Source organism: Microvirgula curvata (assembly GCF_054781615.1).
In genome coordinates this window covers 218,063-236,532 of the sequence record NZ_BAAGUB010000036.1, presented here as the reverse complement: position 1 = coordinate 236,532, position 18,470 = coordinate 218,063, and the positions used below count along the sequence as shown (strand labels likewise).

Sequence of the window (18,470 nt, the reverse complement as noted above, 5' to 3'; positions counted from 1 at the left end):
TGAACTGACGAAATAGCTAGTGATCAATGCCAATGGCCGGCCTCCTACCAGAACCGGCCATTTTCTTTGTTCGGTTCACTGACCGCTTGGGCCAATGCCCCGCCCAAAGCCAGTACTCACTATCCGGTTGTTGCGCCCCGTGCTTCGTCAAGAATCCACGTCGCAAATGCCCGTACTGGCCCTTCACTCAATTCGATCCGCTCAGGCAGAACGAGGCAGAAATTTTTGGCAATCGTCTTGCCCTCAGGCCAGGGCGTGACCAGACGACCTTGCTCTAGCTCGGCCCCAACGTAAAGCCGCGGTACCAATGCCACGCCCAGGCCGGCAAGTGCGGCCTCAATCAGCATGGAATGGAGGTCGTAACGTGCACCAATTGCCGAATTGGTCAGCGTTACACCTGTCTCTTGAGCATAAATCTGCCAGGCATGCGGGTTTTGCCGCCGGTGAAGGCGTGGCAGCGCGTCCAGCGGCGCATGGGCACCGGCATCTTCAAGAAGCTGTGGGCTGCAGACCGGTACAAGCACCTCTTCCAGCAGAGGATGCAGATGCATGCCCGCCCATGCCGGGTGTTCAAAATGAATGGCCGCATCGAAACCGCTACCTGCCAGCAGGAAGGGCTCCATCCGTTCTGCGATATGCACCGTAATATTTGGATGCTTGTTCTGAAAGCGTTTCAGCCGGGGGATAAGCCAGCGGGTGGCGAAAGTCGGAATGGCCGCGATCTCAATGCTCGCGCCCTCACTCGGCTGCCCCATCAGATACAGGCTGTCCCGTTCCAGGCGCTCCAGCGTCTCACGCACCTGTGCCGCATAGCGCGCGCCATTGGGGGCAAGCCGTACACGGTTTCCCACACGCTCGAACAGTACCGCCCCCAGAAATGCCTCCAGCCGGGCAATCTGGCGGCTGACCGCGCCCTCTGTTCGTGCCAGTTCTTCCGCCGCGCGGGCAAAGCTGCCATGCCGGGCCGCAGCCTCAAATGCCTGGAGCGCGGAACTGCTGGGAATTTTACGTCGCATTGAAGTCTCGCGATCAAAATGGGTTCAAAGGCAGCTTGATTAAATATCACTGAAGGCTGACTTTATTTCGTTATATAGGCCGAAAACATCAGGCTACCATGATGTTACTGCAATGAGCATCACGCGTTCGCGGAAGAATGCTTAACCGTAACGAAGGAAAATCCGATGATCTATACCGTGGAATGCAGCTTCGCCGATCCTGCCAGCGAAGCCGAATGGAACGACTTCTACAGCCTTGAAAAACTGCCCGCGCTCATCTCGGTAACCGGCTTTCATTCCTCGCAACGTTTCAAATCGATCAGCGAGGGTTGTCCCGTCTACCTGGCCATCCACACGGTGGACGGCCTTGATGTCCTGACGGGAGAGGAATATCGCCGCAAAGGCGGCGGCAATTTCGCGCGGTGGCAGCAACAGATCACCGACTGGCACCGCAATCTCTACAGTGACATTGGTCTGGCGCCGGCAGTCCATGCCGACGAACTCCTCGTTCTGGGTGCAAAGGGCCCCGATTCGCTGATTGCGATGGGCCTCGAACCGCTGGGCATGCAGGCCGTTGCGCTGGAAAAGTATCCGGAACGGCGGTGGCTCGCCATCCTGCCCCGAAGCAAGCTCCACTTTGTCGAGACGCTCCCGGAGGGCGTTGACCTGTACGAGCCGATGACGGCGCAATTGACCCGCGCCGGTGCCCTTCCGGCCGGGGAAAACAGGCAGGCCAGCGATGCCAAACCTGACCTTCTACATTGACGCGGGCCAGATGCCGTCCGAAGAGTGCCTTGCCGGGCTTTCCCGCGACTGCATCAAGCTCTGTACCGGAATCCTTGAGGCGCAACTCAAAAATGTTCATGTCATTTATATCAATGTACAACCCGGCCAGGGGCATCCCGTCTTTGCGGAAATCCGGTATCGCCTTGAGGCGTTTCGCACACCTGCGGTCATGAACCGGTTCATGACCGCTTTGGACAACACCATCGCTCATCACACGGGTCTTGCCGCGCGCATTCGGTGTTTTGGTTATGCCGCGTCGAACATTTACGCCCGAAACTAACCGCTCTGGAGACGTATTGTGTCCATCCTTGCCTTTCCCGGTCAGCAGGTCGGGGATTTCACGGTCACCGCAATCAGCGATGGCTACCTCAATGCCAGCCTCGATTCCCTCTCGAACATCGACGCGTCCGAAGCGTCCGGAATCCAGCGCGATGCGGGTCAGAATGAGCCCTCTGCGATACATATCAACTGCTACGTGATACGCAGCGCCGGGTGCACCATTCTTGTCGATGGTGGCGCTGGTGGCATCAAGCAATGGGGCGGGCGGCTGCAGGCCAATTTGTTGCTGGCTGGCATCGAGCCATCCATGATCGATACCATCCTGCTCACGCACGCCCACCCCGACCATGTTGGCGGGCTGGTGAATGCTGCCGGACAAGTGATTTTTCCGAATGCGGAACTGGTTGTGCATCGGCGCGAGGTCAAGTTCTGGCAGGACGACGCAAATCTGGCCCGTGCCAGTGAGCGGGCGCGCGGTAATTTCCTGATCGCGCGTCAGGTATTCCACGGCTATAGCGACAAGCTGCGTACTTTCGATGAAGGAGAGGTGCTCTCCGGGATCAGCGCGATGCCATTACCAGGGCATACCGACGGGCATACCGGATATATCGTCGAATCCCGTGACCAGAGTCTGCTTGTCTGGGGAGATATCGTGCATTTTCCGTATATCCAGATTCAGCGACCGGACGTGTCGATTGCATTTGACCAGGACCCATCCCTGGCAGCCAGCACCCGATCACGGCTGCTGGACAGGGTCAGTTCCGAAGGGCTTTTGATCGCCGGCATGCATCTGGGAGAGGCCGGTTTCGCGCGAATCAAGCAAACAAAGGGGAAGTACGGGCTGTTCTACGAGGCCGAAGCGTGAGGGCGCGAACAGAAGCGCCCCTGTCTGAGATCACTCCCGCACTCCACGCCTGGGCGACCACGAAAACGTTGATGCCTGCATAACGGTCTTGGCCGCTTCGGCCGAGCTGCACGCCTGGCCTGTTCGGCCGGTTTCAAATAACGGATACGTCGAACTCATCCGAATCGGCTATCGGGCGGTAGTGCGAATACAGCATGCAAGACGGCGGTGGTGACGAGCCCAAAACAGGCTCTGCCACGGCCGCCGCACGAGGCTGGATTTCCGTTTTCTCTGAGATCTCCAGTGCATCGTCTACCTCAATCAGCTTGAGGGGTGGCTTCAGGCTGGCAAATACCAGAATAAAATGGCGCGTTCGCGCATTGGAAATGCTCGCTCAAGCCAAACCCATCGTCGAGGTATGACTCCGGTCTGTTCCCGAGCATGCCGACCCGGCCAGATACGGCTGGAGGCGTCTTAAATCTCCTTCATCAGCAAGGCTTGCTGACGCTGCAAGTGCGCCTGAAAAAGCGCCGGATAATCTGCGGAAACTGCAGCGCTCACGCTCGCTCTCGCACTGAGCGCTTTGCGCCAGGCATTGACCCCGGGAAAGTCTGTGAACAGCGATTCGGTGCTATCGGTTTCCAGCACATCGAAATAGCGGAAAACGGGCGCAAAAACCGCATCCACCATGCCAAAGGCCTCACCCGCAAAGTACGGGCCAGACCCGAGAATCTTTTCGAGTTGAGCCAGTTTGTCCTTGAGCGAAGCGGCTTTCAGATCGGCGCTAGCTTGATCCCTGGCGTTCAGATACCCCCAGGCCTCTTCCAGGGTTGCGGAGCCAGATTCAATCCATGCTCGGTGCTTCGCTCGCATCAGAGGATCATCCGGATAGAGGCCGGGACCGGGCTGGGTTTCCTGCAGGTATTCGCAGATAGCCACACTCTCGAACAGTATTTCCTCCGCGCCATATGCATCCTGCACCTGAAGCAGGGGGACTTTGCCGGTCGGTGAAATCGCCAGAAACCAGGCGGGTTTGTCACCAAGATCCACATTGATGCGATGAAACGGAACCTGTTTTTCGAGCAACACGATGGCGGCTCGCTGAACGAAGGGGCACAGCGGGTGGCTGATCAGGGTAAGCGTGGGCATTGGCAGGTCGGGTTTTGAAGGGTGGGATCGAGGAAGGGGCGCGCGGGTATTCGCCACGCCCCTCCTGCTTGTTGGCTGCGGTCTTGAAGCCGAGGGCTTGTTACCGAACGCGGCGACCTGGACGCCAGCCTTGCGTGGTCAGCGGTTGAGCAGGCGGCCGCCATCCACGACGATTTCCGAACCGAGCGTCCAGCGGGACTCGTCGGAGGCCAGATACAGCACCGCCTTGGCTACCTCGTCGGCGGTGCCGAAGCGGCCGAGCGGGATAGTGGCGGCGATGTCCTTGTTCACCTGCGCGCGATAGGCATCGGGGATGCCGAGCTTGTCGTACAGCGGCGTTTCGACCGGGCCGGGACTGACCGCGTTGACGCGAATCCCGCGCCCCAGCAATTCCGTCGACAGCGTCTTCGACATGTTCAGGAATGCGGCCTTGGTGGCGGCATAGACGGAAGAGCGATCCGCGCCGGCATGCGCGCTGACCGAGGTTGTCAGGATGACGGAGGCGGGATTCGCAAACACCGGCAGCAGTGCCTGAAGCAAGAAATACGGCCCCTTGACGTTGATATCGAAGGAACGGTCGAACATCTCTTCCGTCCATTCCTCGATCGGTAGCCACATGGATACGCCGGCATTGAGGAAGGCGACATCGAGCTGGCCGTAGTGGTCCTTGACGGCCTGCGCCAGTTCCCTTTGCGCAGCGACGCTGGCCGAGTCTGCGCGCAGCACCGGAACCTCGGGCCCGAGTTCAGCCCGGGCCTTTGCGATTGAATCGGGATTGACGCCCGTGACGATGACGCGAGCGCCTTCGGCCAGGAACTGTTTTGCGGTTTCCAGACCGATGCCGCTGGTGCCACCGGTGATGAGCGTACGTTTACCTTGCAAGCGTGACATTGTGTTCTCCATTCAGTAACGACCACTGTGGTCGGCAGGGAGAAATGTGCACCTATGCTTTAATCTGGATAAGATGGTCGTATTGAATATATTTAATGTCCTGAGTGCATGAATACGGAGGCTGCGTGGACCGATTTCTCTTGATGACCTGCTTCGCGCGCGCCGTGGAGACCGGCAGCTTTTCTGCGGCAGGACGCGATCTGGGCCTGGGGCAACCCAACGTCAGTCGCTACGTGGCAGCGCTGGAAGACCACCTGCAAACGCGGCTGCTGCACCGATCCACGCGCAAGCTGTCTCTGACGCCGGAGGGCGAACGCTACTACGCCGACATCCGGCGAATCCTCGACGCGGTGGAGGAGTCCGAATCCTCATTCAGGAGCAATGCCGATCCGTCAGGGCTCTTGCGCGTCGCCTGTCCCACCGCGCTCGCCCATGCCTTCGTGTTGCCACACGTGCCGGCATTCCTGGAGCGTTATCCCAGACTGACGCTGGATCTGCAGATCAACGATCGCTACGTGGACCTCGTCAATGAGGGGACCGAACTCGCGATTCGCATCGGACAACTGGAGGACAGCGCACTCCGCGCCCGGCGCATCGGGTCGTACGAACGCGTCTTCGTGGCCAGTGAGGATTACCTGGCCAAACGCGGGATTCCCCGGACACCTGATGATCTGCGCGAGCACGACTGTGTGATCTACACCTTGCTGGCGTCTGGTGCGACATGGCGCTTCCGCAATACCGAAATTCCGGTTTCCGGCAGGCTGAGAGTGAACTCGCCCGACGCCGTCCGCGCAGCAGTCACCGCGGGACTGGGGGTTGGGCACGGACCGGCATGGCTGTTTGACGAAGGCTTGAAGAGCGGGCGCCTGAAGTACATCCTGACGGGATATTCAGCACCGGCTGTCCCTGTGCAGATCGTCTATGTCGCCAACCGGCTTCTGCCAACCCGGGCAATCGCGTTCATGGACTTCATCGCCGATGTGTTTTCGGAGATCCCGGCTTTCAATGAGGCCACTCCATCGTCCAGGCTGCAGGGGAATGATTACCCTCGCTCTGGCCGATATCCGGGCACTGAGGTTTAAATAGGCTTTCAGGCATCACGGCTTCGGCGTCGTCGTCGTCGGTCTTTGCATTGTGTCGGCACGTGGTGGTTTCCATGCCGAAGGCCCTCTGGCACAGGTGGCCGCTCTTAGTGGCTTTGTCCGTCTCTCGCCCAACTGGATTCCCGCATCCGCTTGATATCGCGATTCGGAGGATCTCCGAATAATCGGCTGTACTCCCGGCTGAACTGTGATGCGCTCTCGTACCCGACACGTGTCGCCGCACTGCCCGCATCCAGATTCTCATTGAGCATCAGTTGCCGGGCATCGAGTAGCCGCAGGTTCTTCAGGTACTGCAAGGGACTCACGCCGACCACTGCACGAAAATGCTGCCGAAAAGTTGAAGGGCTCATGTGAGCTTTGGCCGCGAGATCATCTATCAGCACGCTCTCTGTGTAGTGCTGTTTCAGCCATGTGACCACCTTGGCAATTTGCTGGCTCGGCGAGCCTATCGCAACGAGACGGCGCAGGTTGGAGCCATGCCCCCCATGCAGCAAGCGAACGACGATCTCCTGCTGGATCAGGGGGGCGAGGAGAGGGATCAGTGATGGCTCGGCGAGCAGCCGGAGCAAGCGGGTCAGCGCATCCTGCAGACCTGGCTCCAGTGCCACAAGGGATACTCCTCGTGCCGTCGAGGCCTGGAGCGGGGCCGCAAACTCCATCTCCGCCGCCATCTGGGCAATAAGACGAGCATCCAGTTCCAGCCAAATCCCGAGGAAAGGTTCTGCGGCGCTGGCACGAGTGACGTACGCCACCACGGGCATGTCCACGGTGGTGATAAGGGATTGCCCGACCCCGTAGTCGAAGACCTCATCGCCCAGTGTGATCCGCTTGCCGCCCTGCACGATCAGCGCAAGGCCCAGGCCATAAATGCAGGGCATCGGATCGGTGGTGGAACTGCAGCGACGAAGTTTCAGCGCTGCAATCGGTGTGTCGTAGTCTCCATCGATTTGTGCAATGTTGCCCACCAGACTGACAAGTTCTCCGATGTCAGGCTTTGCTTCAATGGTCACTGGATACCTCCATGAAAACTTGTGTTTTCCTTTGTGTTTCGTGATTGAAGCTTAGCATTGCCGAATGCAGACCAGGCCCTTCATTGATCGAAGCTCATCACATCAGGCAAGAAACGCGACGGTTTTGGCAAACGGAACCAAGGCATTCAGGAACACACTGCTTGCAATGGGAGCACAAACCACCGCAGAGCGCTTTTTCAACGATGGAGATCCGATTCAAATGACCCAAACCATATCGAGACTGCTTCAGCCTTTGGCTTTCAAGAACGGCCTGACCCTGCGCAACCGCGCTGTGATGGCACCGATGACGACATGGTCGGCGAATCCGGATGGCAGCATCTCCGACCAGGAGGTGGCCTACTACCGCGCTCGCGTCAACGGTGTTGGCATGGTGGTGACGGGTTGCACGCACGTGACGCCGGACGGCATCGGCTTCACTGACGAATTCGCCAGTCACGATGATCGCTTTATTCCCAGCCTCCGTCGCCTGTCGGAAGCAGCCAGGAGCGGCGGAGCGCCAGCCATCTTGCAAATATTCCACGCCGGCAACAAAGCCTTGCCACACCTCGTGCCGGATGGTCGCGTTGTCAGTGCCAGTGCGCTGAAGGTACCGCCCAGCCCGTTCAATAGCGCCGAAGTGACCAGTCATGCGCTGAGCAAGGAAGAAATCGAAGGGATCATCCGAGCGTTCGGCGAAACGACTCGTCGCGCCATTGAGGCAGGCTTCGACGGCATCGAGCTGCATGGCGCTCATGGCTTTCTCATCCAGAACTTCTTCTCGCCCATGTTCAACCAGCGCGAGGATGAATGGGGTGGCTCGCTCGAAAACCGTATGCGCTTCCCCCTGGCCGTCGTACGCGAAGCACAGCGGGTCATCGCCGAACACGCCAAGCGGCCATTCCTGCTGGGCTACCGCATCTCACCGGAAGAGCCTGGCGAAGGAGCGCTACGGATTGGCGACAGCTACGTGCTGATCGACCGGCTGATCGAGGCGGGTGTCGATTACCTTCATGCGTCGCTCTTTGACATTCCGAATGCCAGACCTGCGGACTACAGCGGCGAGCAAACCACTGCCGAGCTGATTGTTGAGCACGTTGCCAACCGCATTCCCTTGATTGCAGCGGGTCTTATCCGGACGCCCGATGATGCCGAAAAAGCACTCGCGACGGGCCTGGAGTTGGTCGCAATCGGACAGGGGCTGGTGATGAATCCGAAATGGGTAGAACTCGCCACCGAAGGACGGGGAACAGAGATTGCCACAGCGCTCGATTCCGACCGCGTGCCGCAACTGACGATCCCCGACAAATTGTGGGGCGTCATTCAGGTGGCCAAGGGCTGGTTTCCACTTGTTGAGGCAACACCACCTGCCGCTTGATGACTCCTCAACGCAACCAGGCACTCAGTCATCTTGGGGCCAACTGCCTTCGGTTTCTGCGTCTGACCTTCAGCAGTTGGTCGGGCTGACTGAGCTCTTCAAGCACCGTCACCAAATAAGTCCAGCATGCAGTGATTGCCAGGTGATCAATTGAATCGAGCCAGATTTTGTTGAGACCGCGCGGGCTGCTTTTGGCGCTGCATATGCCACTCAAGCAAGGAGGGCTGAACGGCAGCTTTGGCCGAACAGCAGCCTCCCAAGGCCCCCAAGCGAAACTCGCCCGGTTGCAAATCCGCCCCCCATCCCCTCATGAACGCCCCCCCGACAAACACCCCTCAATCCACCCAATCAACTCATCAATAACCCGGTCGCGATCCAGATCATTCAGCGTCTCATGGTAGTTGTCCGGATACAGGGCCAGATCGACATCGGCCGAGCCCACGCCGGCAGCAAATTCGCGGCTGCCGTCCGGCTCGGTCAGTCGGTCGGCGGTGCCATGGAACACGCGTACCGGCAGCGTCAACGTCTGCCGGCCGGCCGCAATGCGGCGCATGGCCACGATCAGTTCGGCGCCGGTTCGCGCCGGTACGCCACCGTGATGGACCAGCGGGTCGGCACGGTTGTCGGCAACCACAAGCGGATCGCGGGACAGCAGCGCGGCGTCAATGCGCCGCACCGGCAGGCCCGGCGCAAGTCGGCCGATCACCTGGGCGACGGCAATCATCCAGCGTGGTACGTCGGCACCGAGCGACAGTGCCGGGCTGCTCAGGATCAGTCCGGCCAGCGCCACCCCGCTGGCGGGCAGGCGCTCGATCGCCCATAGCGCGGCAATTGCGCCGCCCATGCTGTGTCCCATCAGGAACAGCGGCACGCCGGCCGGGCAGTGGCGGCCGGCCAGTGCCAGCAAGGCTTCGGCATCGTCCAGGTAGTCATCAAAATGGCGCACCCGCGCCCGGGCGCCGGCCGAGCGGCCATGGCCGCGCAGGTCGACCGTGACCAGCGAGATGCCGGCCCGGTTCAGCCGCTCGGCAAAGGCTGCATAGCGGCCGCCGTGTTCGGCCAGCCCGTGCACCAGCGCCACTACCGCGCGCGGGGCGGCGGCAGGCCAGATCCGTCCGGACAAGGCCGTGCCGTCACGGCTGCTCAGGGCCTGTTCCAGCGCGGCCGTCACGCTCAGACCAGTGCCGACATCGGCAGGAAATCGACCAGATCACCGGGTTTGACCGTCCGGCCCGGCGCCAGCCGCACCAGCCCGTCCGCCCACGCGCACGAGGTCAGCACGCCCGAGCCCTGGTGCGGGTAACGTTCGACGGCCAGGCCGCCATCGTCCTGCCCGACCAGCCGGGCGCGCAGGAATTCGGTCCGGCGCGCATCCGCCCGCGTCCAGTCGAAGGCGGCCGGCAGGCGCAGCGGCAGTGGCAGGCGCACGGCAGTGCGTCCCATGCGCTGGCGCAGGAAGGGCACGATCAGCGTCAGCAGGGTCACGTAGCCGGACACCGGGTTTCCCGGCAGGCCGATAAAGTCGGCGGCACCAATGCGGCCATAGGCCAGCGGCTTGCCGGGCTTGATGGCGATCTTCCACAGATGCAGCTCGCCCTCGCGCTCGACGGCGGTCTTGACATGATCTTCTTCGCCCACCGACACGCCGCCGCAGGTCACCACCACATCGGCACTGGCCGCCGCATCGCTCAGCGCCAGCCGGGTCGCCGCCAGGCTGTCCGGAATGATGCCGAGATCGCGGATCTCGCAGCCGATCTGCGCCAGCAGACCGCGCAGCCAGTAGCGGTTGGAGTTGTAGATGCGGCCGGGCTGCAGGCGTTCGCCCGGCTCGGTCAGTTCGTCACCGGTAAAGAACACCGCGACGCGCAACGGCCGGAACACGTCGACATCCGGTACGCCGACCGACGCGATCAGGCCGATATCGGCCGGCGTCAGCCGTTTGCCGGCAGCGACAATCACCTGGCCATGGCCGATGTCCTCGCCGGCACGGCGGATGTTCTGTCCGATGCCCGGTGCATGCAGGATGCGGACCCGGTCGCCGTCGAGCTCGCTGTCTTCCTGCATGACCACCGCGTCGGCGCCGGCGGGAATCGGGGCGCCGGTAAAGATGCGCGCCAGGGTGCCAGCCTTTAGCGGTCCTGGCTGGCTGCCGGCCGGCACGCGCTGGCTGACTTCGAACGTGACGCCGTCACGCCAGTCGGCCACGCGCAGCGCATAGCCGTCCATGGCACTGTTGTCGTGTGGCGGCACGTCGATGCCGGACACCACCTCGTGCGCCAGTACCCGGTTGCGGGCGCGGATCAGCGGCACGGTCTCGGTGTCTTCGAGCGGACGCGCACGGGACAGCAGCCAGTCGGCGGCGGCCTCGAAGTCGAGCATGGTGGAAGCAGCGGTCACGGCAAATACCTTTCTGTAATGAAGGCGACGACACCCTCGACGTCGTCGCGATGAAACACGGGCAGCGCATCGCCAATGGCGGTCGGCAGGTCGGTCACGACCGCCCGCACGCGCGGATCGGCAGGTGCCAGTCGCGGCCGGCCGGCCGTGCTGTCGACGACCTCGAGCTTGTCGATCGCTTCGTTCTTGAAGCCTTCGACCAGCACCAGATCACACGGCGCCAGTCGGCGCACATGCTCGTCCAGTGCCATGTCGTTGGCATCGGGCACGGTCTCGATCAGCATGCGTCGGGCCGGTGTCACCAGCATGACCTGTGCGGCGCCGGCCTGCCGGTGTCGCCAGCTGTCGCGACCGGGGGTATCGAAATCGGCATCGTGATGGGTGTGCTTGATCACTGCCACCCGCACACCGGCCGCCGTCAGTCTGGCGACGACTTTCTCCAGCAAAGTGGTTTTGCCACTGCCGGAATATCCGGCGAATCCAAGGACCTGCAACGGCGCCTCCAGGACAGCGTACCCGGCGGGGCCGGGGCTGGCAAAAATTCAATAGCGGCTGGGCAGCCGCCAAAAGTAAATGACTATGGTCTGAAATTCTGGACGATTCCCCCCGGGGCGGCAACCGCCCCGGTCAGGCTGGCATAATGCCCTGTCAACCGACGCCCTGTCGTGCCCTGCCCCTTACCGGAAACCGCTCCCCATGCCTCACCTGACACTGGAACACAATCTCGACCTCGACGCCCGCTCGCTGCTGCTGGAACTGAACCGCACGCTGATCGCCAGCGGTCATTTCTCCGCCGACGACATCAAGAGCCGCGCCTACCGTGCCGACGTGGTCTGCATCGGGGAGGACGCCGACATCGACTTCGTCCATGTCACGCTGTTCCTGCTGTCCGGACGCAGCGCCGACGAGCGCCGGGCCCTGACCGCCATGTTGCTCGACACGCTGACGCAGCGGCTTGCCAATCGCGCCGGACGTGCCCTGCAAATGACGGTCGATGCCCGCGAAATGGAACGGGCACTGTACGCCAAGGCCGTGACCGGCCCGCTGGCTTGAGCCCCGCCCCCCCACTCTTCCGTATCGAAACAGGTTCCCTCATGCAACTCGCTGCCCGACTGGCGCAGATCCAGCCGTTTCATGTCATGTCCATCCTTGAGCGCGCCAAGCGCCTGGAACAGGACGGCCACGATGTCATTCACCTTGAAATCGGCGAACCGGACTTCCCGACCCCGGCGCCCATCGTTGCCGCCGCGCAGTCGGCGCTGAGTCGCGGCGAGACGTTCTATACCGCGGCAATGGGCCTGCCGGCGCTGCGGGAAGCGATTGCCGGCTGGTACCGCGACCGCTACCGGCACGAGGTCGACCCGGCCCGCATCTGCGTGACGCCGGGCGCTTCCGGTGCCCTGCTGATCGCGCTGGCGCTGCTGGCCGAGCCGGGCCGTTCGGTGCTGCTGCCCGATCCGACCTATCCGTGCAATCGCCACCTGGTCAGCCTGCTCGATGCCGAGCCGGTCAGCGTGCCGGTCGATGCCGCCAGCCGCTATCAACTGAGTGCCGCCGACATCGACGCGCACTGGCGCGAAGACAGCGTCGCGGCCATGATCGCCAGCCCGGCCAACCCGACCGGCACCCTGATCACGCCGGACGCGCTGGCCGACCTGCATCGTGCCGTCGCCGCGCGCGCCGGCACGCTGATTGTTGACGAGATCTACCACGGCCTGACCTATGGCTGCGACGCCCCGACCGCGCTGGCCCAGTCCGACGACATTTTTGTCATCAACAGTTTCTCCAAGTACTTCCAGATGACCGGCTGGCGTCTCGGCTGGCTGGTGGTGCCGGATGCCTATATTGCCGCGACGGAACGGCTGATGCAGAACCTGTTCCTGGCCGCGCCGACGCTGTCGCAACATGCCGCACTGGCCGCGTTCGCCCCGGAAACCGTCGCCGGTCTGGAGGTCCGCCGCAGCGAGTTCGCCCGCCGGCGCGACGCCCTGCTGGCCACATTGACGCCGCTGGGCTTTCGTTTCCCGGCCATACCGGAGGGCGCGTTCTACCTGTATGCCGATGTCTCGGCACTGACCGACGACAGCTTTGCCTTCGCCCGCGACCTGCTGGAACAGGCCCATGTCGCCGTTGCGCCGGGGCGGGATTTCTCGCTGCACGATGCCGAGCGCTATGTCCGCCTTGCCTACACCTGCGACAGCGAACGGCTCGCGGAAGCGGGACGGCGCATCGCCGGTTTTGTCGACCGCCGGAACTGAGCCAGTCATCGCAGGTTCACAATGCGGTAAATGGCTTGTCATTTACCGCAAGCATAGTCTAGTCTTATCTGCAAGCCGAAAACGGTATGGGCCTGTAACAACAATCGGTTTAGCCCCGGGACACACTGCCGGGGTGTCAACGCAGGCTCTTTGACAAGAACGCCATCGGGCATCCCCCGAATGTGCGGTTGGTTGGAGACTAAAATGAACAATGCGATGAAATTGCTGGACCTGTATGCAACGATCCATCACCGCCCCCGCCAATCCAGTTATCGGGAAATCCAGCGCTGCGTGATCGCGATCACCGCGAACCGCCGGGCACCGCTTCCGGTTGCCAGCCAGCGCCACAGCGAACGCTGATAACCCGGACGGGGACGGCAATGCCTGCCTGACTCCCCGTTTCCCCCCAACGACAACACGCCAACCGCCCAGGTTGGCGTTTGTGCGTCCGGACATGTGGCATGTCGCATACCAGCCGGGTCGTCAGTCTGGCAAAATAAGGGATTGTCGCGCGCCGGCCTCCGCCGTTCGCGCCCGCTTCCCATTCAGGACCGCCATGAACCGCATCACGCTTTCCCGCTTCCTGCTCGACGCCGAACGTCAGGGCCAACTGGCCGACGCCACGCTGCGCGAACTCATTCTTACTGTAGCCAACACCTGCGTCGCCATTGGCGACGCCGTCAATCGCGGCGCGCTGGCCGGCGTGCTCGGCGAAGCCGGCACCGGCAATGTGCAGGGCGAGGACCAGAAGAAACTGGACGTCATCGCCAACGACATGCTGCTCGAAGCCAATGAATGGACCGGTCAGCTGGCGGCCATGGCCTCGGAAGAAATGGACGATCCGTATCCGATCCCGGCCACCTACCCGCAAGGCCCGTATCTGCTGCTGTTCGATCCGCTCGACGGCTCGTCGAATATCGACGTCAACATTTCCGTCGGCACCATCTTCTCGGTGCTGCGCGCCCCGGAAGGCAAGACCGGCATCGAAGTCGCCGACTTCCTCCAGCGCGGCACCACCCAGGCCGCGGCCGGCTATGTGCTGTATGGCCCGCAGACCATGCTGGTGCTGACCAGCGGCCATGGCGTCAACGGCTTCACCCTCGATCACGGTACCGGCCAGTTCGTGCTGACCCACCCGCTGATGCGCGTGCCGGAAACCGCCAAGGAATTCGCCATCAACATGTCGAACCAGCGCCACTGGGAAGCCCCGGTCCAGCGCTATGTCGGCGAACTGCTCGCCGGCAAAACCGGTCCGCGCGGCAAGGACTTCAATATGCGCTGGGTGGCGTCGATGGTGGCCGAGGTGCATCGCATCCTGTGCCGTGGCGGCGTGTTCATGTACCCGAAGGACAGCCGTGACCCGTCCAGGCCCGGCAAGCTGCGCCTGATGTACGAAGCCAACCCGATGTCGTTCATCATCGAGCAGGCCGGCGGTGCCGCCAGCAATGGCCACGGCCGCATTCTCGACCTGCAGCCGGAAGGCCTGCACCAGCGCGTCGCCGTCTTCCTTGGCGCAAAGGAAGAAGTCGACCTCGTGACCGCCCTGCACGCAAACTGAGCGGGATGCGGGCTGCCGGATTCCGGTCCGGCAGCCCGTCGCGCGCTCACACCGACGCCGCGATGTGCTCGCGCAGCCACTGATGCGCGGGATCACGGTGCGAGCGCTCGTGCCACAGCATGTGCATCTCGAAGCCGGGCACGGCCACGGGCGGCTCGACCTGCTGCAGCCGGGGATCGTCCTGCACCAGCCGCGACGGCAGCATGGCCACCAGATCGGTACTGGCCAGCACTGATTTCAGAAACAGGAAATGCGGGACGGAGAGCACGACCCGTCGGCTCAGCCCCCGTTCCGACAACGCAGAGTCAGTCACGCCGCGAAATCCGCCACCATCCGGCGAGACGATCGCATGCTCGAACCGGCTGAATTCGGCGAGGGTCGGACGCCGGCTCAGACCCGGATGGCCGGCCCGGCCGACCAGCACGTACTGCTCGGCAAACATGAGCCGCCGGCGCAATCCCCCGGGCGCCTCGTCCCCGACATGAAATGCCAGATCTATCCCGCCCTGTTCAAGCTGCCGGCCCATGTCGGCGGGCGCGACCTCAAGAACCGCCAGCCGGGTACCGGGCGCGGCGGCACGCAAACCGGCCAGCGCCGGCAGCAGAATGGTTGACTCGCCGTAGTCGAACGAGGCGACGCGCCAGGTCTGGCTGGCCCGTGCAGGATCGAACACCGCAGGTGCCGACACCGCCTGCGCCAGGGCATCCAGCGCCTGCCGCAGCGGGTCGCGCAACGCCTCGGCACGCGCGGCCGGACGCATGCCCCGGGGGCCCGGCAGCAGCAGCGGATCGCCGAGCGCTTCCCTCATCCTGCAGTTTCCGCTGTGGTGGTACTCGATGCCGGCCATCCTGAAAGGCTGGGTGGATCGCGTCTACGCCCATGGTTTCGCCTATGGCGTCGGTGAGCATTCCGACCACCACTGGGGCGACCGTTTTGGTGAAGGCACGATGGCAGGCAAACGCGCCATGCTGGTCGTCACGGCAGGCGGCTGGGCATCGCATTACAGCCCGCGCGGCATCAACGGCCCGATCGACGACATCCTGTTCCCCATCCAGCACGGCATCCTGTACTACCCGGGCTTTGATGTTCTGCCGCCGCATGTGATCTACCGGACCGGGCGTCTCGACCAGGACGGGTTCGCCCGCGCCTGCGCGGCCCTCGGGCAGCGCCTCGATACCCTCGCCACGACCGCTCCCCTGCCATTCCGCCGGCAGAATGGCGGTGCCTACGACATCCCGGCCCTGACCCTGCGCCCGGAACTGGCGCCGGGCCGGCACGGCTTCGCCATCCATCTGGACCAGGCTTAGCCCCATAAACGGAAACACCCCGCCTGGGCGGGGTGTTTCTGCTTCCGGACAGGCCGGAGGCGCTTACTCGGCGTTCGGCATTTGCCGGATCATGACCTTGTAGTGCTCGCGCAGGCTGTTCAGATAGCTGGTTGCGTCCGCGTTGGCCTGCATCTTGCCGAGCAGGTCGGCCAGGTACTGGCGGTCGGTCGGGTTGATCGGTGCGGCCGGAATCACCCGTTCCACCCGGTACAGCACATAGCCGTTGCCCTGTACCGCACCGGCATAGGCCGGCAGCCTGGCGGCATCGGCCGAGAACACGGCGCGAACGGCATCGCGGCTGAGCGCACCCGGTGCGCGACGGCTGACCAGTTGACCCGGCCCCCAGTTCGCGCTGACGCTCTTGCCAGCCTTCAGTTCGGTCAGCATTTCCTTGCCCTTCTTGACCGCCATCGTTTCGGCCGCCTTCAGCTTCAGTTCCTGGCGGATGATCGGTGCCACTTCGGCCAGCGGCTGCTGCACGGCCGGCTTGTGTTCGGCAATGCGTACCACGGCACTGCTGTCATTGCCGATATCGACCACTTCGCTGTTGTGCTTGCCGTTGAGTACGTCATCGCTGAAGGCCGCGTCGATCAGCTTCGGATTGGCCAGCACGCCTTCGCCCGGCTTGCCGCGCAGCAGCCAGCCACTTTCCTCGATCTTCAGCTTCAGGGCATCGGCAGCCGGCTTCAGGCTGTCGGCTTGCTGATAGGTGACGTCGGACAGGCGTTCCAGTTGCTGGCGATAGGTCGCGCCGGCTTTCTGGCGGGCCATGCGCTGCTTGATGTCCTGCTTGACCGCCGCGAACTCGGTCGAGCGCACACCGTCGAGCTTGATGACGTGGTAGCCGAATTCGCTTTCGACCACATTGCTGATCTCGCCCTGCTTGAGTGCGAACGCAGCCTGCTCGAACGGCTTGACCATCATGCCGCGCGGCACCCAGCCAAGCCCGCCGCCGTTGGCAGCCGAACCCGGGTCCTGCGAACGCTGCCTGGCGATCTCGGCAAAGCGGGCCGGATCGGCCTTCACTTCCTTGTCGATCGCTTCGGCCGCCGCCTTGACCTTGGCCTTGTCCGCGGCGCTGGCGCCGGACGGCACCGTCAGCAGGATGTGCGACAGCTGGCGCTCTTCCTTGCCGAGGTCGGCCTTGTGTTCATTGAAATACTGTTCGGCGTCCGCATCGCTGACCTGCACCGACTGGGCGACCTGGTCCAGCGACAGCAGCACGTACTGCAGCCGCACCTGCTCGGGCAGGCGGAAGCGGGCGAGATTGGCGTCGTAGTACTTCTTGACCGCGCTGTCGTCGACTCTGGCGTCGGCGACAAAGTCAGCGGCCGTCAGCGTGAACGCGTCGACCTGGCGCTGTTCGGCCAGCAGGCGATGCATGCGCTCGATTTCACCCGGGGTGACAAAGGACGCGTCAACAAAGGCAGACACCTGTTTCTCGGTCAGCAGTTCGTCGCGCAGGCGCTGTTCGAATGCAACCGGCGTCAGGTACTGCGCTTTCAGGAATGCCTCGTAGCGACTCGGGCTGAACTTGCCGTTGTCCTGAAAAGCCGGAACGGCCGCGATCGCGCGACGCAGTGCTTCATCGCTGACCACCAGGCCGGCGGCACCGGCATCGGCCAGCAGCAGCTTCTGGCGAACCAGGCTTTCCAGCACCTGCTGACGCACCGCGCTGTCGGCCGGCTGGCCATTGAGCACCCGATCCACGTCCTGCTTGTAGATCTTCAGGTCGGCGACCTTGGCAAGATAGGGATCATCCGACGAGGCGGTGTAGCTGCCGACACCGAAGCCGACAAAAGTCAGCGCCACGGCACCGAGAATGACCTTGATGAGGAGCGTGTTTTTCTGGACGAAATCAAACATGAGGGCGATATGGGTCCGTCTGACCGCGGCCGCCGCCGGACGGCAAAACCGACCCGGACAGCTTGATGCGGAAGATAGCAACAAAAAAGGTGAACGGCAGCGCGTTCACCTTTTTGGATTCTGGCGGAGTGGACGGGACTCGAACCCGCGACCCCCGGCGTGACAGGCCGGTATTCTAACCAACTGAACTACCACTCCGCTGTGGTGGGCGGTACTGGACTCGAACCAGTGACCCCTGCCGTGTGAAGGCAGTGCTCTACCAACTGAGACTAACCGCCCGATTCTCGCTAGGAGACCGAGCGCGAATTATAGCGCGTCTTTGAGGCCCTTGCCAGCGCGGAACTTCGGCGAACGGGCAGCAGGAATCTTGATCATCTCGCCGGTTTTCGGATTGCGACCATTGCGTTCGGCGCGCTCGCCGACGTAGAAGGTGCCGAAACCGACCAGCGTGACCGACTCCCCCTTGCTCAGGGCGGCGGTCAGCGCATCGATCGCACCGTCGAGCGCCTTGCCGGCAGCGGCTTTCGAGATGTCAGCCGAAGCGGCAATCGCGTCGATCAATTCGGATTTTTTCACTTACGTCCCCTTTCCATGTTATGGCCACCGGAACCGCGACTCCGGCAAACAGAAG

The 18,470-nt window shown here is 62.7% G+C and carries 20 protein-coding genes and 2 tRNA genes; 10 read left to right on the top strand and 12 right to left on the bottom strand.

Annotation, left to right across the window (positions count from 1 at the left end):
• Positions 1 to 119 precede the first annotated feature (119 nt).
• Positions 120 to 1,016, bottom strand: a complete 897-nt coding sequence (locus ACYVG8_RS18115; RefSeq protein ID WP_112692286.1) for a LysR substrate-binding domain-containing protein — start codon at positions 1,014 to 1,016, stop codon at positions 120 to 122.
• A gap of 165 nt (positions 1,017 to 1,181) precedes the next feature.
• Between ACYVG8_RS18115 and ACYVG8_RS18110 the strand changes: the two genes are divergently transcribed.
• Genes ACYVG8_RS18110 through ACYVG8_RS18100 form a run of 3 tightly spaced genes read left to right on the top strand, consistent with a single transcriptional unit; the run spans position 1,182 to position 2,925 of the window.
• Positions 1,182 to 1,760: a hypothetical protein gene (locus ACYVG8_RS18110; RefSeq protein WP_460746494.1), complete on the top strand. Its 579-nt coding sequence runs from the start codon at positions 1,182 to 1,184 to the stop codon at positions 1,758 to 1,760.
• Positions 1,735 to 2,061: a hypothetical protein gene (locus ACYVG8_RS18105; RefSeq protein ID WP_460746493.1), complete on the top strand. Its 327-nt coding sequence runs from the start codon at positions 1,735 to 1,737 to the stop codon at positions 2,059 to 2,061. Before ACYVG8_RS18110 ends, ACYVG8_RS18105 begins: the two co-directional genes overlap by 26 nt.
• A gap of 18 nt (positions 2,062 to 2,079) precedes the next feature.
• A complete protein-coding gene (locus ACYVG8_RS18100; protein ID WP_460746492.1) occupies positions 2,080 to 2,925 on the top strand; it encodes an MBL fold metallo-hydrolase in 846 nt (281 codons plus the stop codon).
• A 453-nt stretch (positions 2,926 to 3,378) separates the two neighbouring features.
• On the opposite strand, the gene ACYVG8_RS18095 is transcribed toward ACYVG8_RS18100, so the two are convergent.
• Together ACYVG8_RS18095 and ACYVG8_RS18090 are read right to left on the bottom strand one after the other, a co-directional pair.
• Positions 3,379 to 4,053 (bottom strand): glutathione S-transferase family protein, encoded by a 675-nt coding sequence (locus ACYVG8_RS18095; protein WP_460746490.1) that lies wholly within the window; start codon positions 4,051 to 4,053, stop codon positions 3,379 to 3,381.
• 138 nt (positions 4,054 to 4,191) lie between these two features.
• Positions 4,192 to 4,944 carry an SDR family oxidoreductase gene (locus ACYVG8_RS18090; protein WP_107888549.1) on the bottom strand — a complete coding sequence of 251 codons (753 nt, stop codon included), beginning with the start codon at positions 4,942 to 4,944 and terminating at the stop codon, positions 4,192 to 4,194.
• Positions 4,945 to 5,069: 125 nt separating this feature from the next.
• Here ACYVG8_RS18090 and ACYVG8_RS18085 point away from each other — a divergent pair, with 125 nt between their 5' ends.
• Positions 5,070 to 6,026, top strand: a complete 957-nt coding sequence (locus tag ACYVG8_RS18085) for a LysR family transcriptional regulator (protein ID WP_315383617.1) — start codon at positions 5,070 to 5,072, stop codon at positions 6,024 to 6,026.
• A 107-nt stretch (positions 6,027 to 6,133) separates the two neighbouring features.
• On the opposite strand, the gene ACYVG8_RS18080 is transcribed toward ACYVG8_RS18085, so the two are convergent.
• Positions 6,134 to 7,057: an AraC family transcriptional regulator gene (locus ACYVG8_RS18080; protein WP_028498185.1), complete on the bottom strand. Its 924-nt coding sequence runs from the start codon at positions 7,055 to 7,057 to the stop codon at positions 6,134 to 6,136.
• A gap of 64 nt (positions 7,058 to 7,121) precedes the next feature.
• Between ACYVG8_RS18080 and ACYVG8_RS18075 the strand changes: the two genes are divergently transcribed.
• Positions 7,122 to 8,432: an NADH-dependent flavin oxidoreductase gene (locus ACYVG8_RS18075; RefSeq protein WP_199905525.1), complete on the top strand. Its 1,311-nt coding sequence runs from the start codon at positions 7,122 to 7,124 to the stop codon at positions 8,430 to 8,432.
• Positions 8,433 to 8,739: 307 nt separating this feature from the next.
• Here ACYVG8_RS18075 and ACYVG8_RS18070 read toward each other — a convergent pair whose 3' ends face one another.
• From ACYVG8_RS18070 to mobB, 3 genes are read right to left on the bottom strand one after another with little or no spacing between them, the layout of a single operon-like run.
• Positions 8,740 to 9,603, bottom strand: a complete 864-nt coding sequence (locus ACYVG8_RS18070) for a lysophospholipase (RefSeq protein WP_460746488.1) — start codon at positions 9,601 to 9,603, stop codon at positions 8,740 to 8,742.
• A gap of 2 nt (positions 9,604 to 9,605) precedes the next feature.
• The gene (locus ACYVG8_RS18065; RefSeq protein ID WP_233495202.1) at positions 9,606 to 10,829 is read right to left on the bottom strand and encodes a molybdopterin molybdotransferase MoeA; all 1,224 of its coding nucleotides are present in this window, start codon (positions 10,827 to 10,829) and stop codon (positions 9,606 to 9,608) included.
• On the bottom strand, positions 10,826 to 11,323 hold the full coding sequence (gene mobB, locus ACYVG8_RS18060; protein WP_028498181.1) for a molybdopterin-guanine dinucleotide biosynthesis protein B: 498 nt from the start codon (positions 11,321 to 11,323) through the stop codon (positions 10,826 to 10,828). The genes ACYVG8_RS18065 and mobB overlap by 4 nt, the downstream gene beginning before the upstream one ends.
• 202 nt (positions 11,324 to 11,525) lie before the next feature.
• Here mobB and ACYVG8_RS18055 point away from each other — a divergent pair, with 202 nt between their 5' ends.
• The 4 genes from ACYVG8_RS18055 to ACYVG8_RS18040 all read left to right on the top strand — a co-directional run bounded on the left by ACYVG8_RS18055 (position 11,526) and on the right by ACYVG8_RS18040 (position 14,645).
• The gene (locus tag ACYVG8_RS18055) at positions 11,526 to 11,882 is read left to right on the top strand and encodes a 5-carboxymethyl-2-hydroxymuconate Delta-isomerase (protein ID WP_028498453.1); all 357 of its coding nucleotides are present in this window, start codon (positions 11,526 to 11,528) and stop codon (positions 11,880 to 11,882) included.
• A gap of 41 nt (positions 11,883 to 11,923) precedes the next feature.
• Positions 11,924 to 13,087: a pyridoxal phosphate-dependent aminotransferase gene (locus ACYVG8_RS18050; protein ID WP_036385214.1), complete on the top strand. Its 1,164-nt coding sequence runs from the start codon at positions 11,924 to 11,926 to the stop codon at positions 13,085 to 13,087.
• A gap of 204 nt (positions 13,088 to 13,291) precedes the next feature.
• Positions 13,292 to 13,447, top strand: a complete 156-nt coding sequence (locus ACYVG8_RS18045; RefSeq protein ID WP_158537410.1) for a hypothetical protein — start codon at positions 13,292 to 13,294, stop codon at positions 13,445 to 13,447.
• 196 nt (positions 13,448 to 13,643) lie between these two features.
• Positions 13,644 to 14,645, top strand: a complete 1,002-nt coding sequence (locus ACYVG8_RS18040; RefSeq protein ID WP_028498179.1) for a class 1 fructose-bisphosphatase — start codon at positions 13,644 to 13,646, stop codon at positions 14,643 to 14,645.
• A 46-nt stretch (positions 14,646 to 14,691) separates the two neighbouring features.
• Here ACYVG8_RS18040 and ACYVG8_RS18035 read toward each other — a convergent pair whose 3' ends face one another.
• Positions 14,692 to 15,453, bottom strand: a complete 762-nt coding sequence (locus ACYVG8_RS18035) for a LysR substrate-binding domain-containing protein (RefSeq protein WP_460746487.1) — start codon at positions 15,451 to 15,453, stop codon at positions 14,692 to 14,694.
• Positions 15,454 to 15,481: 28 nt separating this feature from the next.
• Between ACYVG8_RS18035 and ACYVG8_RS18030 the strand changes: the two genes are divergently transcribed.
• Positions 15,482 to 15,952, top strand: a complete 471-nt coding sequence (locus ACYVG8_RS18030) for an NAD(P)H-dependent oxidoreductase (RefSeq protein ID WP_199489760.1) — start codon at positions 15,482 to 15,484, stop codon at positions 15,950 to 15,952.
• Between the two features lie 63 nt (positions 15,953 to 16,015).
• On the opposite strand, the gene ACYVG8_RS18025 is transcribed toward ACYVG8_RS18030, so the two are convergent.
• From ACYVG8_RS18025 to ACYVG8_RS18010, 4 genes are all read right to left on the bottom strand, one after another.
• Entirely contained in the window at positions 16,016 to 17,839 is a 1,824-nt protein-coding gene (locus tag ACYVG8_RS18025) for a SurA N-terminal domain-containing protein (RefSeq protein WP_028498177.1), read from the bottom strand.
• Between the two features lie 121 nt (positions 17,840 to 17,960).
• A tRNA-Asp gene (locus ACYVG8_RS18020) sits at positions 17,961 to 18,037 on the bottom strand.
• Between the two features lie 4 nt (positions 18,038 to 18,041).
• Positions 18,042 to 18,118 (bottom strand) — tRNA-Val (locus ACYVG8_RS18015).
• Positions 18,119 to 18,145: 27 nt separating this feature from the next.
• Complete coding sequence (locus tag ACYVG8_RS18010; protein WP_028498176.1) at positions 18,146 to 18,415, bottom strand: HU family DNA-binding protein; 270 nt, start codon at positions 18,413 to 18,415, stop codon at positions 18,146 to 18,148.
• Positions 18,416 to 18,470 lie beyond the last annotated feature (55 nt).

What these genes read in the sequence shown, in the direction of transcription:
- ACYVG8_RS18115 (WP_112692286.1), bottom strand. Translation starts at nt 1,016, where the DNA reads ATGCGACGTAAAATTCCCAGCAGTTCCGCGCTCCAGGCATTTGAGGCT.
- ACYVG8_RS18110 (WP_460746494.1), top strand. Translation starts at nt 1,182, where the DNA reads ATGATCTATACCGTGGAATGCAGCTTCGCCGATCCTGCCAGCGAAGCC.
- ACYVG8_RS18105 (WP_460746493.1), top strand. Translation starts at nt 1,735, where the DNA reads ATGCCAAACCTGACCTTCTACATTGACGCGGGCCAGATGCCGTCCGAA.
- ACYVG8_RS18095 (WP_460746490.1), bottom strand. Translation starts at nt 4,053, where the DNA reads ATGCCCACGCTTACCCTGATCAGCCACCCGCTGTGCCCCTTCGTTCAG.
- ACYVG8_RS18090 (WP_107888549.1), bottom strand. Translation starts at nt 4,944, where the DNA reads ATGTCACGCTTGCAAGGTAAACGTACGCTCATCACCGGTGGCACCAGC.
- ACYVG8_RS18075 (WP_199905525.1), top strand. Translation starts at nt 7,122, where the DNA reads ATGCAGACCAGGCCCTTCATTGATCGAAGCTCATCACATCAGGCAAGA.
- ACYVG8_RS18055 (WP_028498453.1), top strand. Translation starts at nt 11,526, where the DNA reads ATGCCTCACCTGACACTGGAACACAATCTCGACCTCGACGCCCGCTCG.
- ACYVG8_RS18050 (WP_036385214.1), top strand. Translation starts at nt 11,924, where the DNA reads ATGCAACTCGCTGCCCGACTGGCGCAGATCCAGCCGTTTCATGTCATG.
- ACYVG8_RS18045 (WP_158537410.1), top strand. Translation starts at nt 13,292, where the DNA reads ATGAACAATGCGATGAAATTGCTGGACCTGTATGCAACGATCCATCAC.
- ACYVG8_RS18040 (WP_028498179.1), top strand. Translation starts at nt 13,644, where the DNA reads ATGAACCGCATCACGCTTTCCCGCTTCCTGCTCGACGCCGAACGTCAG.
- ACYVG8_RS18035 (WP_460746487.1), bottom strand. Translation starts at nt 15,453, where the DNA reads ATGAGGGAAGCGCTCGGCGATCCGCTGCTGCTGCCGGGCCCCCGGGGC.
- ACYVG8_RS18030 (WP_199489760.1), top strand. Translation starts at nt 15,482, where the DNA reads ATGCCGGCCATCCTGAAAGGCTGGGTGGATCGCGTCTACGCCCATGGT.
- ACYVG8_RS18025 (WP_028498177.1), bottom strand. Translation starts at nt 17,839, where the DNA reads ATGTTTGATTTCGTCCAGAAAAACACGCTCCTCATCAAGGTCATTCTC.